Source organism: Pseudomonas sp. CFBP 13719, assembly GCF_014842095.1.
Classification (GTDB): Bacteria; Pseudomonadota; Gammaproteobacteria; order Pseudomonadales; family Pseudomonadaceae; genus Aquipseudomonas.
This window is the reverse complement of sequence record NZ_JACYVB010000010.1, coordinates 25,314-43,582: the sequence shown is the minus strand read 5'-3', so window position 1 is coordinate 43,582 and position 18,269 is coordinate 25,314. Positions and strand designations below refer to the sequence as shown.

Genomic DNA, 18,269 nt, shown 5'->3' with positions numbered 1-18,269 from the left:
GACTCTGGGGCGGCATCGGTAAGGCGAGGTGATACTAGGTGGCAGAAGTCCGTCAGTGCAAGCCGAGTGCTATCACCCGCATGTAAATAAATTGTCAGAGGTGTATTTTTGTATAAAGTGCTTATAAATCAATAATTTACGCAAACTGGATTGATGGCGCCAAATATCTGCAGGCCCATTTCGTCAATTTTATTGGCGTCAATGAAGCTAATGGCCACATTGTATGGCAAATCGCCAGCGCAAAGCGACGGTTCATTGGCGAAATTGCCCACCGCCCGACGATCGACACGCTACAGCCCCCAGTGGCCGAGGGCTGCACCCATTGTCCGCCGAACACTGTGCAACGCGCACGAAACAGGTTTGCGGCCATATCGCCAGGACCCCGGCCGTTCGCGATGGCACAACCGCCAGTAAACCGACTTAGCGCGTCTCCTGAATCAGCGCATCGGTACGGGCCTTGACTTGCTGGCGCAGCGCTGTGCCAAGACGAGGCACCGTGGGTGCGTTACTGAAACCACCCCTTCAGATCGGTTTCGGTCGCTTCGGCAGACGCAGAAGACTTCCAGCTGTGTTGAATCAGGACACTGCGCGAGTGGTCTGCCGCTCGACGAGGGAGAAGCCGATATCGACGATCCCGTCTACTTGTTCGGAATGCTGCAGACGCCGCAGCAACAGGTCAGCCGCACAGGCACCCAGGTGTGCACCGTCGATGCGCACCGTGGACAAGGCCGGAAAGGTATGGCTGGCGAAGTTCATGTCGCCAAAGCCCATCACGCCCAGTCGCTCGGGCACCGGCAATCCGCGCGCAGCCGCTTCGGTGAGCACGCCATGGGCCAGGGTGTCGGAGGTACAGACCACCATCAATGGCGGCGTCTGCGGGTCAAGCCGATCGTACTCGAGCAGCGTCTCGAGCCCGCGCCGGCCCTGCTCCAGGGTCGGCAAGCCTGCGAAGATCTGCTGTTGAACATCGTCGATACCCGCCTGCGCGAGGGCGTCGAGCAAGCTGCGCGCGCGGCGCAATCCGCGCGGATCGTCCACCGCAAGCAAGGCAAATCGACGGTAGCCCAGTCGCAGCAGGCGTTGCGCAACATCGCTACCCACCCGTTCGTGGGAAAAGCCCACCAGCATGTCGATGGGATCGTCGGTCAGGTCCCAGGTCTCCACCACGGGTACACCCGCGGCGCGCAGGCGCTCGCGACTGGCCCGGGTGTGGAGGGTGCCGGTGAGGATGATGCCGTCGGGGCGGCGGCTGAGGATGACATCGAGCAGCTGCTGCTCCTGCTCGCTCTGGTAACCGGAAACGCCGAGCAGCACTTGGTAGCCTGCCTGCATCAGGCGTTCGTTGATTGCCTGGAAGGTGTCGGAAAACAGCGGGTTGGTCACCATAGGCAACACCACCGCGACCAGGCGGCTGCGATTGCTCGCCAGGGAACTGGCCAGGCGATTCTGCACGTAGCCGGTCTGGACGATGGCCTGCTGAATCTTCAGCCGGGTTTCCTCGCGCACCGCGTCTGGCGCGTTCAGATAGCGCGAGACGGTCATCGGCGCCACGCCTGCCAGACGCGCGACATCCACCAGGGTGGTGCCGCGGGTACTGCGTCCCTTGCTGCCCGGTTGCTTTGCCGTCATGGTGTGCCGCGTGCCTCAGCTTGCTTCAGGATCAATGGCGTGATGGTATCAGCGCGTGCCGGGGCGCTGCACCTGCGGCCCGTTCGATAATTCAAGGAAGTCCCGTGTCGTCGTCTCAATCTGCAAAACGCTGGTGGGTGCTGGTCGCGGTCATGATGGTGTTTCTGCCCGTGGTGCTGGATGTGACCATCCTCCACGTGGCGGTCCCTTCACTGACCCTGGCGCTGCAGGCCACTGGCACCGAAGTGCTGTGGATCATCGATATCTACCCGTTGATCATGGCCAGCCTGTTGATCCCCATGGGTACCCTCGCCGATCGGATCGGCCACCGTCAGCTGTTGATCACCGGGCTGTGCATCTTCAGCCTCGGCTCGGTACTTGCGGCCTTCTCGCCCAGCGTGGCGGCGCTGATCGCCGCCCGCGCGTTCATGGCCTTTGGCTCGGCGATGATCATTCCCTGCACCCTGGCGATCATCCGCCAGACCTTCGACGACGAGCGCGAGCGCGCCCTGGCGCTGGGCATCTGGGGTTCCACCGGTTCGGCAGGTGCGGCCATCGGGCCATTGGTGGGCGGCGCACTGCTGGAGCACTTCTGGTGGGGTGCGGTGTTCCTGGTCAATGTGCCGGTGATGCTGGTGGTGATGCCGCTGGTGCTCAAGCATGTCCCGCGCACCTCCATCACCGGCAACGGCAACTGGACCATCGCTCAGGCATTGATTCTGATGCTGGGCATCATGGCCACCGTCTATGCGCTCAAGTCCGGGTTCAAACCCGGCAGTTCGGCGTCCCTCACTACCGCTTCGGCGCTGCTCGGCCTGACCATGCTGGGCTGGTTCGGGCACAAGCAACTGCACGCGGCACAACCCATGCTGGACCTCAGCCTGTTCCGCTCACCGGCGATCAGCGCAGGCGTGGTCATGGCGTTGGTGGTAATGGGCGCACTGGCCGGGGTCGAATTGATGTTGGCCCAGGAGCTGCAATTCGTTCTGGGCCAGACCCCGCTCCAGGCCGGCATGTTTCTGTTGCCCTTGATGATCGCCTCGGCGGTCGGCGGGCCGATGGCAGGTCTGCTGTTGCGCGCCATCGGCCTGCGCTGGGTCGGCAGCCTGTCGCTGGCTGCTGCCAGCGCCAGCCTGGCAGGGCTGGCCATGGCTGACCTGCACCACAGCGGATGGGCCGTGGTCGGTCTGTTGGTGGTGCTGGGCCTGTCCCTGAGCATTGGCCTAACGGCGTCGTCGGTGGCGATCATGAGCAGTACCCCGCCGCACAAGGCCGGCTCGGCCGGCGCGCTCGAAGCCACCAGCTATGACCTGGGCACAGGGCTGGGCATCACCGGGTTCGGTATCGTCCTGGGCAGTGGCTACACTCGCTCCATCCAGCTGCCCGAAGGTCTGCCCCTGGCTATTGCGGAGACGGCCCGGCATTCGATCGGCGAAACCATGAGCGCAGCGAAAGCGCTGGGTGGCCCACAGGCTGCCGAGCTGGTCGCCGCTGGCCAAGCCGCGTTCAGCACTTCGCATAACCTCGTGCTGGGATCGGCGGCGACCTTGATCGGGGTTCTCAGCGTAGTGATCTGGGTGGCGCTGCATCGCCATGGGCATACCCACAGCCAGGCGGCATGATCGGTGCGGGCGGTTCGTCGGTCCGGGTGAATTTCTGCAGGCGGACTCACTCGAAACCAGACACAAAAAACACGATGGGTGCTGTCATGATCCCGCTTGAATCCACTGGTCTTCCGCATTCGGGGGCCAGGCCCGAGCGCACTGCCCTGCCGCTCTACCGGTCGCTGCTCGACGAGCCCGACGCCACCGAGCCAGGTCTGGTGAAGCAGTTTCTCGAAGAACAACTGGCGCTGGCGGCCGAGTTGCCGTGCCCGATGCCCGCGGACCCTGCGCAGTTGTTGCAGTGGGTGGCCGAAAATGCCGCGGCGGTGGGCCGCCAGTATGCCGAGTATCTGGAGCTGCGCCATGCCGGTGCGCCCCGACGGTTCTTCAGCAACAAGGCCCACGCGCTGTATTTTCTGCAGCAGGTGGCGCCGAGCAAGCTGGTGGATGGCGCGTGGTTGTTCGGCACCGTCAAGCATGCCGCGGACTGGCGCTATCACGGGCTGATCCGCACCTACCTGGAAGAGTTGGGCGACGGCGATCCTTCGCTCAACCACGTCACGCTGTACCGCGCGCTGCTGGCCGAGCACGACTGCCTGGCGACCCACGAGCTGGCCGACGAGCTGTACCTGCAAGGAGCCATTCAGTTGGCCTTGGGGCAAGCCATCGAGGACTTTCTGCCCGAGGTCATCGGCTACAACCTGGGCTACGAGCAACTGCCGTTGCACCTGCTGATCACTGCGTTCGAACTGAACGAGCTGGGCATCGACCCTTACTATTTCACCTTGCACGTGACCATCGACAACGCCGGTACCGGGCATGCGCACAAAGCGGTAGCGGCTGTTCTCGATATGCTGCCGGGCGGTGCGAACAACGCTGCGTTTCTGCAGAGGCTGCGGGCAGGTTACAACCTCAATGACCTGGGTATCGGTTCTGCCGCAGTGATCGACGGCTTCGATCTGGACCATGAAGTGGTGCAGATGCTGGAGCGCAAGCGCGGCTTTGGCCAATACATGCATTCAGACTACTGCCGCCTCGAAGGCCGGACCGTCAACGAGTGGCTGGCCAAGCCCGGCCAGTGCGGCGATTTTTTGACCGCATTGGAGAACAAGGGCTGGATCAAGCGACACCAGGACCCCGAGGCCAGCCGTTTCTGGCAGATGCTCGATGGGCCGGGAGCGCCCATGTTCGGCGTGTTCAACGGTTACGAACGGCAGTTGCTCAAGGACTGGATCGCCGGCGATTGGCTGGACGATCAGTCCGGCGCCAGCAACCCCTTCAGGGCACGATTCCGTCGGCGTGCACCCGGTGTGGCAAATCCCACTGGCGTGACCAGCCCCGCGGAGTCGACCCAGGCACTGATCCGCAAGATGTCGCCGTCCCTGCACGCATCGCCCGAGGGGTTGGAAGCGACCCGCGCGTTCACTGAGCGGCTGAGCGAAGGGGTGCTGAGCCATGAATATTGAGGTGCGAGGATCTGACATGACCCAGGCGAATGCTTGCCCAGCAGTGGAGGCGGCAGAACTGGACCAGGTGCTGCTCCAGTTGGGGCGCCGCTTGCAAGCAGACGGCTACCGCTTTGTGACGGTGACGCCACTGACCCATCAGCGCAACAACGAGCGGCCTGACAACTCGATCGCCCGGGACCTGCGTGACGTGTTCGGTTGGAGTCGCCCGTTCGCATCCGACCTGTTGCCTGAAGTGGAGACGGCGGCGTTGCTGGAAAATGCCATCGTCAGCGAGCAGTCGGGGCTGCTGCGCAGCGAGGTGCGCTGGTCCAGCCTGGGCGGACAGTTGTTTGTTCACTCGGCCTATCCGACCGTCGCCCACGATTCGGTTTTCTTTGGGCCCGATACCTATCGTTTTGCACGGGCCATCGAGAAGCACCTGCGCGAGGTCAGGCAGCCGATCCGTAGTGCGGTCGATATCGGTTGCGGCAGCGGCGCGGGTGCGATTCTGATTGCGTTGGCGTGCCGCGAGGCGCAGGTTCAGGCGGTCGACATCAATCCTACAGCGTTGCGTTTCACTGCGGTCAATGCAGCACTCGCGGGCGTCACCAATGTAGCGGCCTGGCACAGCGACGTGCTGCAGGGCACCAGCGGGGACTTCGATCTGATCGTTGCCAACCCTCCCTACATGCAGGATCCCCAGGCGCGGGCCTACCGTGATGGCGGCAGCGAACTGGGGTCGGCCTTGTCGGTACGCATCGCCAGCGAGGCGTTAGGTCGATTGGGGCCTGGCGGCAGTCTGCTGCTGTACACCGGCGCACCGTCGGTGGCAGGCGTCGATTTGTTTCTGAGCCAGGTGCAGCCGCTGGTGGACGTACCAGGGTTTCAATGGACCTACGAAGAGGTGGACCCGGACGTATTCGGTGAAGAGTTGGACACCCCTGGGTATCGCCAGGCCGAACGAATCGCCGCCGTGGTCCTCACCGTCACCAGAACCTGACCTTCCGATGGTTTTGCAAAGCCCTGTAGCAGCGGCACGAGCCGCGTCCGGGTTCACTGCTTTGTGTCAGGCGAATCGCATTTGCCGCCGACGCGGCTTGCGCCGCTGCTACAGGGTGGTGCGCGCTGCTAGGACAACTGTAGCAGCGGCGCGAGCCGCGTCCGGGTTCACTGCTTTGTGTCAGGCGAATCGCATTTGCCGCCGACGCGGCTTGCGCCGCTGCTACAGGGTGGTGCGCGCTGCTAGGACAACTGTAGCAGCGGCGCGAGCCGCGTCCGGGTTTACTGGGGTATGTCAGGCGGATCGCATCTGCCGCCGACGCGGCTTGCGCCGCTGCTACAGGGTGGTGCGCGCTGCTAGGACAACTGTAGCAGCGGCGCGAGCCGCGTCCGGGTTTACTGGGGTGTGTCAGGCGGAGCGCATTCACCGCCGACGCGGCTTGCGCCGCTGCTACAGGGGGATGCGCGCTGCTAGATGCCGCTGAACCAGTTGTAACCCTGGTCTTCCCAGTAGCCGCCGGGGTAGTCGTTGCTGACGAAGATCTCGACGATGTGCTTGGGGTTCTTGAAGCCCAGCTTGGTCGGCACCCGGACTCTTAACGGATAGCCGTATTCAGGCGGCAGCGCCACTTCGGCGTAGTCCAGCGCAAGGAGGGTCTGTGGGTGCAGCGCGGTGCGCATGTCCAGGCTCGAGTAGTAGCGGTCGGCGCACTTGAATCCGACGAATTTGGCTGTGGTATCGGCGCCAATGTGCTCGAGGAAGGTTTTCAGCGGCACCCCGCCCCACTGGCCAATGGCGCTCCAGCCTTCGACGCAGATCAGCCGGGTGATGTCTGTCTGCTGCGGAAGCTTGCGCAGGCCTTCGAGTGTCCACGACGCCTTGTCGCGAACCAGGCCGGATACCGCCAGGGCGTAACCCGGCACGTCGATGTCCGGGATGTCGTCCTCGCTGTAGAAAGCGTTGAACGGAAAGGGTTGGGTCATCTGCGCCTTGCTGTAGGTAGGCGCCAGACGTTGGCCATTGAACAGCCAGGCTTGCACCCGATCGTTCCAGCGCGACATGGCCCAGAGCACCTTGTCGACCTGATCGCCATCCTGCAGATTGCAGCCGCTGAGCATCGCCATGGCGCCGACGGTAAGGCCGCCGCGCAGAAAGTGTCGACGTTGCAGGCTTTCGAGCTGGCTACGCTGGGCGGGTTCCAGCGTTATCGGGGCAACCCGGCGCGGTTTGGGTTCATTCATGATCGTTCTTCCCGGTGGTCGAAGGCCTAACCCCGCCGGTGATCATCGGCGGCAGCGTCCTGGGCACCAGCAGCACCAGGGCCAGGTGCACGACAGTGAAGGCGCCGATGGCAGACATGGCGGCGAAATGGACGTAGCGGGCGAAATCGTAGCCGCCCAGCAGTGCTACCAGTTCCTGGAATTGGATGGGCTTCCAGATGGCTACCCCGGATACCAGGATCAGCACCCCGGCCGCCAGTACCAGCCAGTACATCAAACGCTGTACGGCGTTGTAGACGCCCTTTTCATGGATCAGCCGCAGACGCAGCGCATCACGCAAGTCGCGTTTGACCGCGCTGGGGGTGATCGGCAGCAAATCGCGCTTGAAGTGGCGGCTGATCAATCCGTAGAGGACATAGATGAGGCCATTGATAACCAACAGCCACATCACCGCGAAATGCCACGCTATCGCGCCGCCCAGCCAACCACCCAGAGTGAACGAGGGCGGAAAACGGAACGCGAACAGTGGGGAAGCGTTGTAGATGCCCCAGCCACTCATGAACATGCAGGTCATGCCGAAGGCATTGATCCAGTGGGTGAGGCGTACCGTCAGTGAATGTATGCGACGCACGGCCATGGAATGGCCCTCCCATGTCAAAGAAACACACCACCGCGCCCTTCGCGGCCAATGACCGCTCCTACAAGGGGAAGGATGCGCCAACCCCCTGTAGGAGCGGTCCACGGCCGCGAAAAGGACGCCGCGGTGAATCAGGCATACCGCGGTGCGTCCTTCGCGGGCAGAGACCCGCCCCCACAAGGAGCAGGATGCGCCAACCCCCTGTGGGAGCGGGCTCTGCCCGCGAAAAGGATGCCGCGGTGGGACAGTCATACTGCGGTGCGTCCTTCGCGGGCAGAGACCCGCCCCCACAAGGGGCAGGATGCGCCAATCCCCTGTGGGAGCGGTCCGTGGCCGCGAAAAGGACGCCGCGGAGAATCAGATATACCGCGGTGCGCCCTTCGCGGCCGATGACCGCTCCCACATTGACGCGGTGACTGAGCGGGTACGGCGCGGGTTACATCGGTGGCTGGAAGCCATCTTTGCCTACGGCCACGCCACGGGCGATCTTGCCGTCTTCGGCAGGGAACACGACGATCTTGGCGCCTTTCACCAGTTGCTCAGACTTGCCGGCTTCGACATAGGCAATCGGCACATCTTCAGGCACGACGACCTGTTTCTCGCCGCCCTTGTAGTTCACGGTCAGGGTCCGACCATTGGCCTGGGCCAGCTTGCCCACCGTGCCGTTGGTCATGGTACCGGTAGTGCCGTCAGCGTTTTCCCAACCGTAGTGCCCTTCCCCGCTGCCCTTCAGGCTGGGTTCGAACACGGTCACTTCCAGCGCTTTCAACGTACCGTCTGCCTGGGGCGTAGCCGCCGAGCCGATGAAGCTGTCAGCCTTGATCGAGTCGATGTTGGCCTTGGAGACCAGGCGGATGCCGGTCTTGTCGGTGAGGCCGATGGTCTGGTGCGCGCCGCTGCGGGTGGTGAAAGACAAGGTATTGTTGTCCAGCCCATCGACCGTGCCACGCATCGGCTTGACCACCGGCATGTCTGCAGCCGAAGCCATCACGGCGGCGCCGAGCAGCAATGTGCCGAGGGTGGTCGACAGGGCAGTTTTGATCTTCATCGGTACGACTCCTTGCGGTAGGTGTGCCCCCATCCTCGGCCACCAACCCGCACGCGCGCATGACCGCTCGATGACATTTCTGTCATTCGCGCGGCATGCGCCTCAATGACAGTAATGTAACCGACAGCGCCGCGCCGCTTGGTTAGACTGCGCTGTGCGAACCCACCCGCCGCAAACCCTCAACGGCAACCGTGAACGCCCGAGCGAGCCTGATCGATGCATATCCTCTTGATCGAAGACGACACCAAGACCGGCGAGTACCTGAAAAAGGGCCTCGGCGAATCCGGCTATAACGTCGACTGGGCGCAGCACGGCGCCGATGGCCTGCACCTGGCGCTGGAAAACCCCTACGACCTGCTGGTACTCGACGTCATGCTGCCCGGCATCGACGGTTTCCAGATCATGGAGGTGCTGCGCGCGCGGCAGAATGTACCGGTGCTGTTCCTGACCGCCCGCGACCAGCTGCAAGACCGCATTCGTGGCCTGGAACTGGGCGCCGACGACTACCTGGTAAAGCCCTTTTCGTTCACCGAACTGCTGTTGCGCATCCGCACCATCCTGCGTCGTGGCGGCGCCCGTGAGGCCGATCGCTTCCACCTCGCCGACCTCGAACTGGACCTGCTGCGGCGCCGGGTGACTCGGCAACAGGAAGTGATCACCCTGACCAACAAGGAGTTCGCCCTGCTGCACCTGCTGCTGCGTCGCGAAGGCGACGTACTTTCGCGCACCCAGATCGCCTCGGAGGTATGGGACATGAATTTCGACAGCGATACCAATGTCGTCGACGTTGCGGTCAAGCGCCTGCGCAGCAAGGTCGACCAGCCCTACCCGGTCAAGCTCATCCACACCGTGCGCGGCATCGGTTACGTCTGCGAGGTGCGGGCATGCGAAGCCGACGCCAACCTTCCCTGACCCTGCGCTCGACCCTGGCCTTCTCTCTGGTGGCCATGCTCACCGTGGCCGGCGCCGGCTGGTACCTGTACGAATCGATGAAAGCGTCGGTGCTGCAGCGCAGCGACAACGCCGTGCTCGGGCGCCTCGACCACTTCCGCAAACTGCTGCACTACGACCTGACCCTGGACAAGCTGTCGAGCAGCCCGCAGATCTTCCAGAACATGCTCGGCAGCGAAGACGACATCTTCGTCATTGCCGAGACCGGTCAGCCACCGGTGATTCAGGTCAATCCGCTGCACGCGACCCTGCCCTCACTGCCTGCGGTCGGCCATGACGCCGTCCCCGGCAGCGCCGACCTGCGAACCGGAATGGCACCTTCGGGCATCCCGTTGCGGGCCGCGAGCGTATTGACCACCTCCGGCGGCCGCGAAGTGAAGCTCACGGCTGCGCACATCATGGTCAAGGAGATGGCCATGCTCGGCGAGTTTCGCCAACGGATCTACCTGGCCGTGGGCATGGCTTTCCTACTCACCGCGCTGCTCGGCTTCGTGCTGCTGCGCCGCGGCTTGCGGCCACTGCGCGAGATGGCGGCGCACGCCACCGACATCTCCCCGGCACGCCTGCACAGCCGCATGAGCAGCGACAACACGCCGGTCGAACTGCAGCAGTTGAGCGAAGCCTACAATGCCATGCTTGATCGCCTGGCCGAGGGCTACCAGCGGCTGACCCAGTTCTCCGCCGACCTCGCCCACGAGATCCGCACCCCGGTGGGCTCGTTGATGGGGCACTGCCAGGTCGCCCTGCGCCAGGGCCGCAGTGCGGACGAATACCAGGCACTGCTGGCGTCGAATCTGGAGGAGCTCGAGCGTATTTCGCGCATCGTCGAAAGCATCCTGTTCCTGGCGCGCGCCGACGACGCCCAGGCGGTGGTGCAGCGTCAGCCGCTGCAGGTGCACGACGAGCTGGAGCGGGTCACCGACTATTTCGAAGGGCTCGCCGAAGAGCGAAAGATCCGCCTGCTGATCTCGGGCGACGCCACCCTTCACGCCGACCCGCTGCTGTTGCGGCGCGCGTTGAGCAACCTGGTCGCCAACGCGATCCGCTACGCCGACCCGCACAGCGATGCACTGATCAGTGTCGAGTCGGCAGAGGGGCAATGCGTGATCGTGGTAGAGAATCAGGGCCCTGCGCTGGAGCCTTCGGCGCTGAGCAACCTGTTCGATCGCTTCTACCGAGGCGACGCGTCGCGCCAGCAGAATTCGGACTCCAATGGCCTGGGACTGGCCATTGTCGCGGCGATCATGCAGCTGCATGCCGGCGAGGCCAGCGTGACCCAACCGCAGCCCGGACGCATCCGCTTTGCGCTGCATTTCCCGGCGCTGGGAAGCCACTGAAACAAGTCTATTGGGGTTTCTGCCTGGACCGAAACGCCGCCACTTTCATGCGATTGCCACAGGTCGCCATGCTGCACCAGCGGCGTCGATGGGACTTGCTCAGGTCGTGAAAGAACAGCACGCAGTCATGGGCTTCGCATTGCCGAACGAACGCGAACCTGTCCCCGGTGACCAGGCTGACCAGAGCGTCGGCCACCGGCCACAGCAGGCTTGCCGAGCCGGCATCCCTCGGCTCGGCCTCGATGCGAAACGCCTGAGCGGCGCCATTCCACTGCACGCGGCTGACCGGGCGCCCGGCCTCGAGGACCTGGTTGACCACGCCAGGGTCGGCTTCTGCGCCGGTCATCGCGGCGCTCACCAATGCCCTGGCACACGCGCGCAGCGCACGGGCCTGGGTCAATAGCCCGCGCGCAGTGTCCGTCTGGTCATGTCGCGCGGGCAGGCCGGCAGCCTCGAGCCACTTCAGTACGTCCTCGTCGTCGCGCAGGCAATCGTGCTGCTGATCGCCCACGCCGTATTCGGTATTGATGAAATCCAGCGCAAGGTTGTCGGCCACGAACAACGTGTCGGGCGTGGTAAGGGTGAGATCCATGACGCACCGTAACTTATAAAAATAGTTTGACAGGTTACCAAAATCATCCGTAACCTTCAAACACACAAATTAAGGGTTACTCAAGGAGCCGTCATGACTATTTCGAAATCTGCAGCCGCACTTGCCGCCTCGCTGCTGACCACCGCGGCGCCGAATGCCCATTCCGACAGCACCGTGCACTACCGTCACGAACAGGTCGGGGATGTCAAAGTGTTCTATCGCGAAGCCGGCAATCCGAATGCGCCTACGGTACTGCTGCTGCACGGCTTTGCCGCTTCCTCGTTCATGTTCCGCGACCTGATTCCGCAACTGGCCGACCGCTACCATGTGATTGCGCCGGATCTGCCTGCATTCGGTTTCACCGAAGCACCCGTCAGAGGCCAATACGCCTACACCTTCAGCCAACTGGCGCAGACCATCGGCCAGTTTACCGAGCAGCTCGAGCTGGACCGCTACGCGCTGATGGTCCACGACTACGGTGCTCCAGTAGGGTGGCGTCTGGCCGTGGCTCACCCCGAACGCGTGAGTGCGATCATTTCGCAGAACGGCAACGCCTATGAGGAAGGTTTGGGCGCTGGTTGGGCACCCATCCAGACCTACTGGCGCGAGCCCACCCAAGAGCATCGCGATGCCTTGCAGGAGTTCCCGACACCGGCCTCGATCAAATGGCAGTACCTGGAAGGCGTCAGCGACCCGAGCGCGGTTTCGCCGGACGGCTACACGCTGGAAGGCCTGCAGATCTCGCGGCCCGGCAATGCCGACATCCAGCTGGACCTGGTGCTGGATTACGCCTCCAACGTGGCGATGTACCCGGCCTTCCAGGACTACTTCCGCCAGTACCAGCCGCCCCTGCTGGCAGTGTGGGGCGAGCATGACCCGTTCTTCCTTCCGGCCGGTGCGCAGGCCTGGAAGCGCGACCTGCCCCAAGCGGACATTCGCTTCTACGACACCGGCCACTTCGCTCTGGAAACCCATGGCCGGGAGATCATTCCGGTGATCCGCGAGTTTCTCGACAAGAACGTTCGTTGAGGGGTCGTTGGCGAACGCGCCGCCGAGCGAGACGGTATGAGCAATAGGTGGCAGGATGCTGTCGTACCAGCACCTCCCACCAAGGACCCCCATCCATGCTCTACGTCGTTCTGCTTGGCGGCAAGCACCCCAAGGCACGCATCGAAGTGCACGACATCGCCTGCGTCGTCGCCGACTCGCTCGAAGCGACCTATCCGCAGCTGAGGGCAGACTGGTTCGGCAGTCAGAAAGGTTTGCACGTCGATGCCTGGATGGCGGTGGACGGTGTCGAACAGTGGAAGGTCGAGTTCAGCCCGCTGGCGCCCAGCGCCGGCATGCCGCGGCTGTATGTGATCAACCTTGGCGGCTACGAGGCGCGCTCGTTCGGCGAAGCGCACCACTATTCGCTGGTGGTGGCACACACGGCTAGGGAGGCCAAGAATCGCGCCCGCCGCCAGTGCCTCGAAGACTGGCGCCAGCCCCATACCGACGCCGTATTGGACGTGGACGATTGCGTGCCGATCGACCAGGTCGGCGGTCGTTACGTGCACCTGGTCGAGGGGCCTCATCAAGGCATCGAACAGCGCAATGAATACATCGTGCTGCCGTAGAACATCAGTCGGACCGCGGTGCGCCCTTCGCGGCCGATGACCGCTCCCACAAAGGTTCACTCACACCCTGTAGGAGCGGTCCGTGGCCGCGAAAAGAGCGCCGCGGTGAATCAGCCGTAACGCAATGCGCCCTTCGCGGCCGATGATCGCTCCCACAAAGGTTCACTCACACCCTGTAGGAGCGGTCCGTGGCCGCGAAAAGAGCGCCGCGGTGGATCAGCCGTAACGCTATGCGCCCTTCGCGGCCGATGACCGCTCCTACAAAGGTTCACTCACACCCTGTAGGAGCGGTCCGTGGCCGCGAAAAGAGCGCCGCGGTGGATCAGCCGTAACGCGATGCGCCCTTCGCGGCCGATGACCGCTCCTACAAAGGTTCACTCACACCCTGTAGGAGCGGTCCGTGGCCGCGAAAAGGGCGCCGCGGTGGATCAGGCATTGCCTGATCGGGTCGCACGCCAGTGGGCGATCTGCTGCTGGATGTTCCAGTGGATGATCTGTTCGAACAGCGCTTCGGTAAATGCGGGGTCGAAGCCGGCGGCAGTGGCCCATTCCAGGCGTTGCTCGAGCATGGCCGCGACTCGCTCGGGGGCCGGGATCGATTCCTCGCTGGGTTTGAATTGCGCAGCGGCCTTGACGTACTGCAAACGCTGCACCAGGGCGTCGAAGATCTGCCGGTCGTGCCAATCGATGCCGCAGCGGATGTCGTCCAGGTGGCTACAGTCCTGGGGTGTGGGTGGCTGATTCAAGATGGTCGCTCTCGTTCGTCAGGTGGAGTGGGCAAATTGGTGTCCAATGAGCGGGGCATCACGCACGGTCGAGGCCGGCCCCGCCAGTCCAGGACGTGCTGCGCGGTGGCGGCTGGGTGTTCGAATGCCAGCTGCGCTGCAAGGTGGCGCGCCAGGCCTCCGGACGCGCCTCGGCAATCACCTCGTCGATCAACGCATCGATGACCCGGGTGTCGCGGTGATGCGGCGTGGTGATCAGGTGCGCGGTAGCGCCCGAGGTGGCCAGACCGTAGTTGCGGGCAATCCCCGGTGAAGGGCAGGGAAACACCACAGTGATGGAGTTCGGGTTGCGCCACGCGTCGATTCCGCCGGCACGCAACCGATTGACCGCGTATTGGGCACTCTTCAGGCTGTGCGCGACCCGGCGGCGCCACTGGGCCGGGGAATGAGTGCGCAGCGCCGCCCACATGATCATCGGCGTGTGGCCGTTGCGCGAACCGCTGATGGTCTTGTCGCTCGCCGAAATGTAGTCCACCTCCACCGAGATGCGCTCGACGTTCCTGCGTTTGGCCACGACGATGCCGCAGGGGATCGGTGAGCCGATCATCTTGTGCCCGGATACGCAGATGGAGTCGATGCCCGCGGCAAAGGTGAATGGCTGCGGCGTATCCACGAACGGCAGAATCATCCCGCTCAGCGCGGCATCGGCATGCAGGTAGTAGTCACGCCGCGCAATACCTGCCTGTTGCAGGCGCGCCTGGATGATCGCGATATCGTCGACGGCGCCGCGCATGGTGGTGCCGATGTTGGCAAAGATGATCGGGTGCCTCTCCCCGTCCGCCGCGATCTTCGCCAGCAAATCGTCATAGTCGATCTCGCCATTGGGCAGTGCATCCACCGCGCGGCACTTGATGCGCAGCAACTTGACGATCTTCGCCACTGAATAGTGGGTATCCCTGGAATAGTACAAGGTGCCATCGGGAAACAGCTCCCGCGCCAGATAGCAGCCGAACATGTTGCCCTCGGTGCCGCCGTTGGTGACATAGCCCCAGCTGTCCTCGCGGCGAATCTCGAACAGATCGGCGAAGTACGCCATGACGTCCTTTTCGAAGTCAAAGGAGTTGAGCACGTAGTTGCTGTGCTCGCCCCAGTCGCCGCAGTTGTTGATGGAAAAGCGCAGAAAGCGCTCAAGTGCGCTGTAGTCGAAATCGGCATTTTCCGGGTAGCCAATGTTGAAGAACTGATGCTCCAGGCAGTGTCGCCAGAAATCATCGAGTCGAGCGGTGTCGGCAGTAGACAATGTCATCGTGGATCCTTTCTGGAATGACCAAGCGAGCCGCACTGCACCGGCACGGCTCGCCGTTTGAATCAGGCGGCTTTCTGACGGCTCTCGACCAGCGCCCACCAGTTGGCCAGGGTCGGTTCGGTGGCCAGTTCCTCGAAGCTCACGGCCACGCCGCGCTCTTTGAGCTCGGCCGCCAGGCGCATCACCTGGAGGGAATCCAGCCCGTAGAAAATCAGGTTTTCCTGAGGGTCGAGGGCGTCACCGTCCTCGATCAGTTGCAGCAGACGTGTCTGCAGCCAGGCGCGGTTGTCTTCCACCGCCAGCAGTTGGCGCAGCCGCTTCTTGTCGATCTTGCCCACGGCCGTCAACGGCATGCTCGGGATCATCCGAATGCGATCGGGCAACTTGTATTCGGCGATGCCCAGCGCCAGCAGGTGACGGCGCAGCGCGGGCGCCTTGAGCGTCGGATCGCGGCTGACCACGAACGCGCAGCTCTTCTCGCCCAAGGCCTGGTCCGGCATTGCCACCAGCCCGGCGTGAGTCACGTCCGGGTGCAGCACGATGAGGTTTTCGATCTCTTCGGAAGCGATCTTCTCGCCACCACGGTTGACCTGATCCTTGATACGGCCGACCACGCGCAGATCACCACTGGGCAGACGCTTTACCAGGTCGCCGGAATAGTAATAGCCCTGTTCGTCGAACGCCTGGGCGTTCTGCTGCGGACTGTTGTAGTAGCCGCAGAAGGTGTACGGACCTCGGGTAGCGAGCATTCCCGGCTGGCCGCTGGGCACCTCGGCGCCCTGCTCGTCGACGATTTTGATTTCATCACCGGGGCTGACCGGACGCCCCTGGGTGGTGAACACCTGCTCGTCGCTGTCGTCCAGGCGGGTGTAGTTGATCAACCCTTCGGCCATGCCAAATACCTGCTGCAACTGGCAGCCCAGCACCGCCGGCACCTGGCGCGCCAACGAGTCGGCGAACACCGCGCCGCCCACCTGCAGGTAGTGCAGCGATTGCAACTGCGCGCAATGCTGGGGCGCGGCCTGCAACCACAGGGCAACGGCACTGGGCACCAGGGCCACGGTATTGACCGCATGCCGCTGGATGAGGGCGAAGCACGCCAGCGGCTCGGGGTTGTCGGCCATGATCACGCAGCCACCGGCGTGAAACACGCCCAGCGCGCCTGGCGAACTGAGCAGGAAATTGTGCGCAGCCGGCAAGGCACACAGAAAGCGCGTCTGCGCGGTAAGGGCGCAGACCTCGGCGCAGGCGCGCGCGTTGTAGTGGTAGTCGTTGTGGGTGCGCGGGATCAATTTCGGCGTACCGGTGCTGCCGCCGGACAGCTGGAACAGCGCCACTTCATCAGCGGCCGTGGGTGCATAGGTGACCTGTTCGGTGGCCGGCGTCTCGATCCATTCGGCAAGGCTGTGTTCGCTGCGCGAATCGCCCAGAAACAGAGCTACCCGAGGCTGGGCCGCGGCCTGCTCGAACAGGCTTTGATAGCTGTCATCGCGAAACACTTCGTGCTCGCGCGAGCCTATCAGCAAGCGCGGCGACAGCTGCTTGACGTAAGCGCCCAGCTCCAGCTTGCGGTGGCTGAACAACGCATTGAGCGGCACGATGCCGGCCTTGAACAAGGCAAACAATACGACGTAGAACTCGGCAATGTTGGGCAGCTGGACCAGCGCCGCATCGCCACGACCCAGGCCGCGTGCAGCCAGGCGCGAGGCCAGGTTGGACGAGAGACGGTCAAGCTCGGCGTAGGTGAAGCTGCGCTCGCCGCAGATGATCGCCGGCGCGTCGGGTTGTGCCTCGCAGCGCTCATCGAGAATGCGCGTCAGTGGCTGGTCGAGCCAGTAGCCGAGGTCGCGATAGGCCTGGGCACGGTCCTGCGGCCAGCGGGTGAATTCGATAGTCATGGTTTCACTCGTCATGAGGAAGGGGGAATCACGCGTGCAGTCCGCACGCCTGGAGCATGGTGCGCAGCTTGGTCTGGACCTCGGCCCATTCCGCCGCTGGTTGCGAGGCTTCGACGATACCGGCGCCGGCGAACAGCCTGACCCGCGGGCCTGAAACCGTGCCGCAGCGAATGGTCACGACCCATTCGCCGTTGCCCTGGGCGTCGCACCAGCCGACCATGCCGGTGAACAGGCCGCGCTCGGTGGGTTCGACGAAACGAATCAGACGCCGCGCCAATTCGGTGGGGAAACCGCACACGGCAGGCGTGGGGTGCAGGCGACAGGCCAGTTGCAGAGCCGACACGGAGGCGTCGGCCAAGGTGCCTTCGATGCGCGTCGACAAGTGCCAGAGGGTCGGGGTGCTAATCAGCGAGGGCCGCGGCGGTACGTCCAGCCGGGTGCACAGCTCGCTGACCCGCGCGGCGATATCCGAGGTGACGAAGCCATGCTCGTAGTGGTCCTTGTCCGATTCGGACAGCCACTGGGCATTGCGGCGGTCGGCGTCGGCATCGGCCATGCGCTTGGCCGAACCGGCCAGCGGATTGGAGACGAACGAGGCGCCGTGCTTGCGCACCAGCAACTCGGGGCTCACGCCCAGCAAGGTGGCGCCGTCGGCCATGGGTACGCGGAAGTGATAGCCGCTGGGATTCTGCACGCGCAGGTTATGGGCCAGGGCGTCCACGTCGATGTCCTGGCTGAACACCAGTTCGCGCTGCACCGACAGCACCGCCTTGCGCACGTCGCTGTAGCCGAAGTTGGCCACGGCGTGCTCGACCGAGCGCATGAACGCGTGCTCGTCGGGCAGGTTGCGTTGCTCCAGCAGCGACGGCATGGGACTCGGCGTGCCCGCCGCGTCCGGCTGCAGATCGTGCCACTGCGCCTGCTCCGGAACGTAGAGGCACGACGCTTCGGACGGGTCGAAGGGAATGGCGCCGACTATCATCGGCACGGCCTGCCCGGCCTTTCGCGCCTGCTCGAAAGCGCGCTGGACCGCCTGCTGGAAGCGACCTTGCGCGTCCTGTCCACCTACCGCCGGCGCCTCGATGCGTTGCAGCAGCCCATGGGCCCGCAACTCGCGCTGACCCGACATGAACGAAAAATTGTCATTTTTCACAACGTGTTGCACGTGTTGCGGCGCAGTCGCCCTGACGATGGCTGATCTCATCTTCGGTGTCGCCTCCCTGCCCTGAAATGTAAGTTTTAATTGCGAATGTGA

At 63.7% G+C, this 18,269-nt stretch carries 16 protein-coding genes; 7 read left to right on the top strand and 9 right to left on the bottom strand.

Features of this window, described 5'->3' with window-relative positions; genetic code table 11:
* Positions 1-576 precede the first annotated feature (576 nt).
* On the bottom strand, positions 577-1,629 hold the full coding sequence (locus IFT57_RS23545) for a LacI family DNA-binding transcriptional regulator (RefSeq protein ID WP_192152853.1): 1,053 nt from the start codon (positions 1,627-1,629) through the stop codon (positions 577-579).
* A gap of 104 nt (positions 1,630-1,733) precedes the next feature.
* On the opposite strand from IFT57_RS23545, the gene IFT57_RS23540 reads away from it, so the two are divergent.
* The 3 genes from IFT57_RS23540 to IFT57_RS23530 all read left to right on the top strand — a co-directional run bounded on the left by IFT57_RS23540 (position 1,734) and on the right by IFT57_RS23530 (position 5,681).
* Positions 1,734-3,251, top strand: a complete 1,518-nt coding sequence (locus IFT57_RS23540; RefSeq protein ID WP_342030375.1) for an MFS transporter — start codon at positions 1,734-1,736, stop codon at positions 3,249-3,251.
* An 86-nt stretch (positions 3,252-3,337) separates the two neighbouring features.
* Positions 3,338-4,699 carry an iron-containing redox enzyme family protein gene (locus tag IFT57_RS23535; protein ID WP_192152852.1) on the top strand — a complete coding sequence of 454 codons (1,362 nt, stop codon included), beginning with the start codon at positions 3,338-3,340 and terminating at the stop codon, positions 4,697-4,699.
* Positions 4,700-4,715: 16 nt separating this feature from the next.
* Entirely contained in the window at positions 4,716-5,681 is a 966-nt protein-coding gene (locus IFT57_RS23530; RefSeq protein ID WP_192152851.1) for a methyltransferase, read from the top strand.
* A 470-nt stretch (positions 5,682-6,151) separates the two neighbouring features.
* Here IFT57_RS23530 and IFT57_RS23525 read toward each other — a convergent pair whose 3' ends face one another.
* The 3 genes from IFT57_RS23525 to IFT57_RS23515 all read right to left on the bottom strand — a co-directional run bounded on the left by IFT57_RS23525 (position 6,152) and on the right by IFT57_RS23515 (position 8,580).
* Positions 6,152-6,922, bottom strand: a complete 771-nt coding sequence (locus IFT57_RS23525; RefSeq protein ID WP_192152850.1) for a molybdopterin-dependent oxidoreductase — start codon at positions 6,920-6,922, stop codon at positions 6,152-6,154.
* Positions 6,915-7,538 carry a cytochrome b/b6 domain-containing protein gene (locus IFT57_RS23520; RefSeq protein ID WP_192152849.1) on the bottom strand — a complete coding sequence of 208 codons (624 nt, stop codon included), beginning with the start codon at positions 7,536-7,538 and terminating at the stop codon, positions 6,915-6,917. The genes IFT57_RS23525 and IFT57_RS23520 overlap by 8 nt, the downstream gene beginning before the upstream one ends.
* Positions 7,539-7,974: 436 nt before the next feature.
* Positions 7,975-8,580 (bottom strand): hypothetical protein, encoded by a 606-nt coding sequence (locus IFT57_RS23515; protein ID WP_192152914.1) that lies wholly within the window; start codon positions 8,578-8,580, stop codon positions 7,975-7,977.
* A 222-nt stretch (positions 8,581-8,802) separates the two neighbouring features.
* Here IFT57_RS23515 and IFT57_RS23510 point away from each other — a divergent pair, with 222 nt between their 5' ends.
* Positions 8,803-9,498, top strand: coding sequence for a heavy metal response regulator transcription factor (locus IFT57_RS23510; RefSeq protein ID WP_122478529.1), 696 nt, complete (start codon positions 8,803-8,805; stop codon positions 9,496-9,498).
* Positions 9,471-10,874 (top strand): heavy metal sensor histidine kinase, encoded by a 1,404-nt coding sequence (locus tag IFT57_RS23505; RefSeq protein WP_192152848.1) that lies wholly within the window; start codon positions 9,471-9,473, stop codon positions 10,872-10,874. Before IFT57_RS23510 ends, IFT57_RS23505 begins: the two co-directional genes overlap by 28 nt.
* Before the next feature lie 7 nt (positions 10,875-10,881).
* On the opposite strand, the gene IFT57_RS23500 is transcribed toward IFT57_RS23505, so the two are convergent.
* A complete protein-coding gene (locus tag IFT57_RS23500; RefSeq protein ID WP_192152847.1) occupies positions 10,882-11,466 on the bottom strand; it encodes a CGNR zinc finger domain-containing protein in 585 nt (194 codons plus the stop codon).
* Positions 11,467-11,559: 93 nt separating this feature from the next.
* Between IFT57_RS23500 and IFT57_RS23495 the strand changes: the two genes are divergently transcribed.
* Complete coding sequence (locus IFT57_RS23495) at positions 11,560-12,495, top strand: alpha/beta fold hydrolase (protein WP_192152846.1); 936 nt, start codon at positions 11,560-11,562, stop codon at positions 12,493-12,495.
* A gap of 95 nt (positions 12,496-12,590) precedes the next feature.
* Positions 12,591-13,085: a DUF1543 domain-containing protein gene (locus tag IFT57_RS23490; protein ID WP_192152845.1), complete on the top strand. Its 495-nt coding sequence runs from the start codon at positions 12,591-12,593 to the stop codon at positions 13,083-13,085.
* Between the two features lie 428 nt (positions 13,086-13,513).
* On the opposite strand, the gene IFT57_RS23485 is transcribed toward IFT57_RS23490, so the two are convergent.
* From IFT57_RS23485 to IFT57_RS23470, 4 genes are all read right to left on the bottom strand, one after another.
* Positions 13,514-13,831 (bottom strand): isochorismate lyase, encoded by a 318-nt coding sequence (locus IFT57_RS23485; RefSeq protein WP_199869086.1) that lies wholly within the window; start codon positions 13,829-13,831, stop codon positions 13,514-13,516.
* Positions 13,832-13,889: 58 nt separating this feature from the next.
* Positions 13,890-15,116, bottom strand: coding sequence for a histidine decarboxylase (locus tag IFT57_RS23480; RefSeq protein ID WP_192152844.1), 1,227 nt, complete (start codon positions 15,114-15,116; stop codon positions 13,890-13,892).
* A 62-nt stretch (positions 15,117-15,178) separates the two neighbouring features.
* Positions 15,179-17,014, bottom strand: a complete 1,836-nt coding sequence (locus IFT57_RS23475; RefSeq protein ID WP_192152843.1) for a (2,3-dihydroxybenzoyl)adenylate synthase — start codon at positions 17,012-17,014, stop codon at positions 15,179-15,181.
* A 28-nt stretch (positions 17,015-17,042) separates the two neighbouring features.
* On the bottom strand, positions 17,043-18,143 hold the full coding sequence (locus IFT57_RS23470; protein ID WP_244657419.1) for an isochorismate synthase: 1,101 nt from the start codon (positions 18,141-18,143) through the stop codon (positions 17,043-17,045).
* Positions 18,144-18,269 lie beyond the last annotated feature (126 nt).

What these genes read in the sequence shown, in the direction of transcription:
- IFT57_RS23495 (WP_192152846.1), top strand. Translation starts at nt 11,560, where the DNA reads ATGACTATTTCGAAATCTGCAGCCGCACTTGCCGCCTCGCTGCTGACC.
- IFT57_RS23525 (WP_192152850.1), bottom strand. Translation starts at nt 6,922, where the DNA reads ATGAATGAACCCAAACCGCGCCGGGTTGCCCCGATAACGCTGGAACCC.
- IFT57_RS23535 (WP_192152852.1), top strand. Translation starts at nt 3,338, where the DNA reads ATGATCCCGCTTGAATCCACTGGTCTTCCGCATTCGGGGGCCAGGCCC.
- IFT57_RS23500 (WP_192152847.1), bottom strand. Translation starts at nt 11,466, where the DNA reads ATGGATCTCACCCTTACCACGCCCGACACGTTGTTCGTGGCCGACAAC.
- IFT57_RS23470 (WP_244657419.1), bottom strand. Translation starts at nt 18,143, where the DNA reads ATGTCGGGTCAGCGCGAGTTGCGGGCCCATGGGCTGCTGCAACGCATC.
- IFT57_RS23505 (WP_192152848.1), top strand. Translation starts at nt 9,471, where the DNA reads ATGCGAAGCCGACGCCAACCTTCCCTGACCCTGCGCTCGACCCTGGCC.
- IFT57_RS23545 (WP_192152853.1), bottom strand. Translation starts at nt 1,629, where the DNA reads ATGACGGCAAAGCAACCGGGCAGCAAGGGACGCAGTACCCGCGGCACC.
- IFT57_RS23490 (WP_192152845.1), top strand. Translation starts at nt 12,591, where the DNA reads ATGCTCTACGTCGTTCTGCTTGGCGGCAAGCACCCCAAGGCACGCATC.
- IFT57_RS23520 (WP_192152849.1), bottom strand. Translation starts at nt 7,538, where the DNA reads ATGGCCGTGCGTCGCATACATTCACTGACGGTACGCCTCACCCACTGG.
- IFT57_RS23530 (WP_192152851.1), top strand. Translation starts at nt 4,716, where the DNA reads ATGACCCAGGCGAATGCTTGCCCAGCAGTGGAGGCGGCAGAACTGGAC.
- IFT57_RS23480 (WP_192152844.1), bottom strand. Translation starts at nt 15,116, where the DNA reads ATGACATTGTCTACTGCCGACACCGCTCGACTCGATGATTTCTGGCGA.
- IFT57_RS23475 (WP_192152843.1), bottom strand. Translation starts at nt 17,014, where the DNA reads ATGACTATCGAATTCACCCGCTGGCCGCAGGACCGTGCCCAGGCCTAT.
- IFT57_RS23510 (WP_122478529.1), top strand. Translation starts at nt 8,803, where the DNA reads ATGCATATCCTCTTGATCGAAGACGACACCAAGACCGGCGAGTACCTG.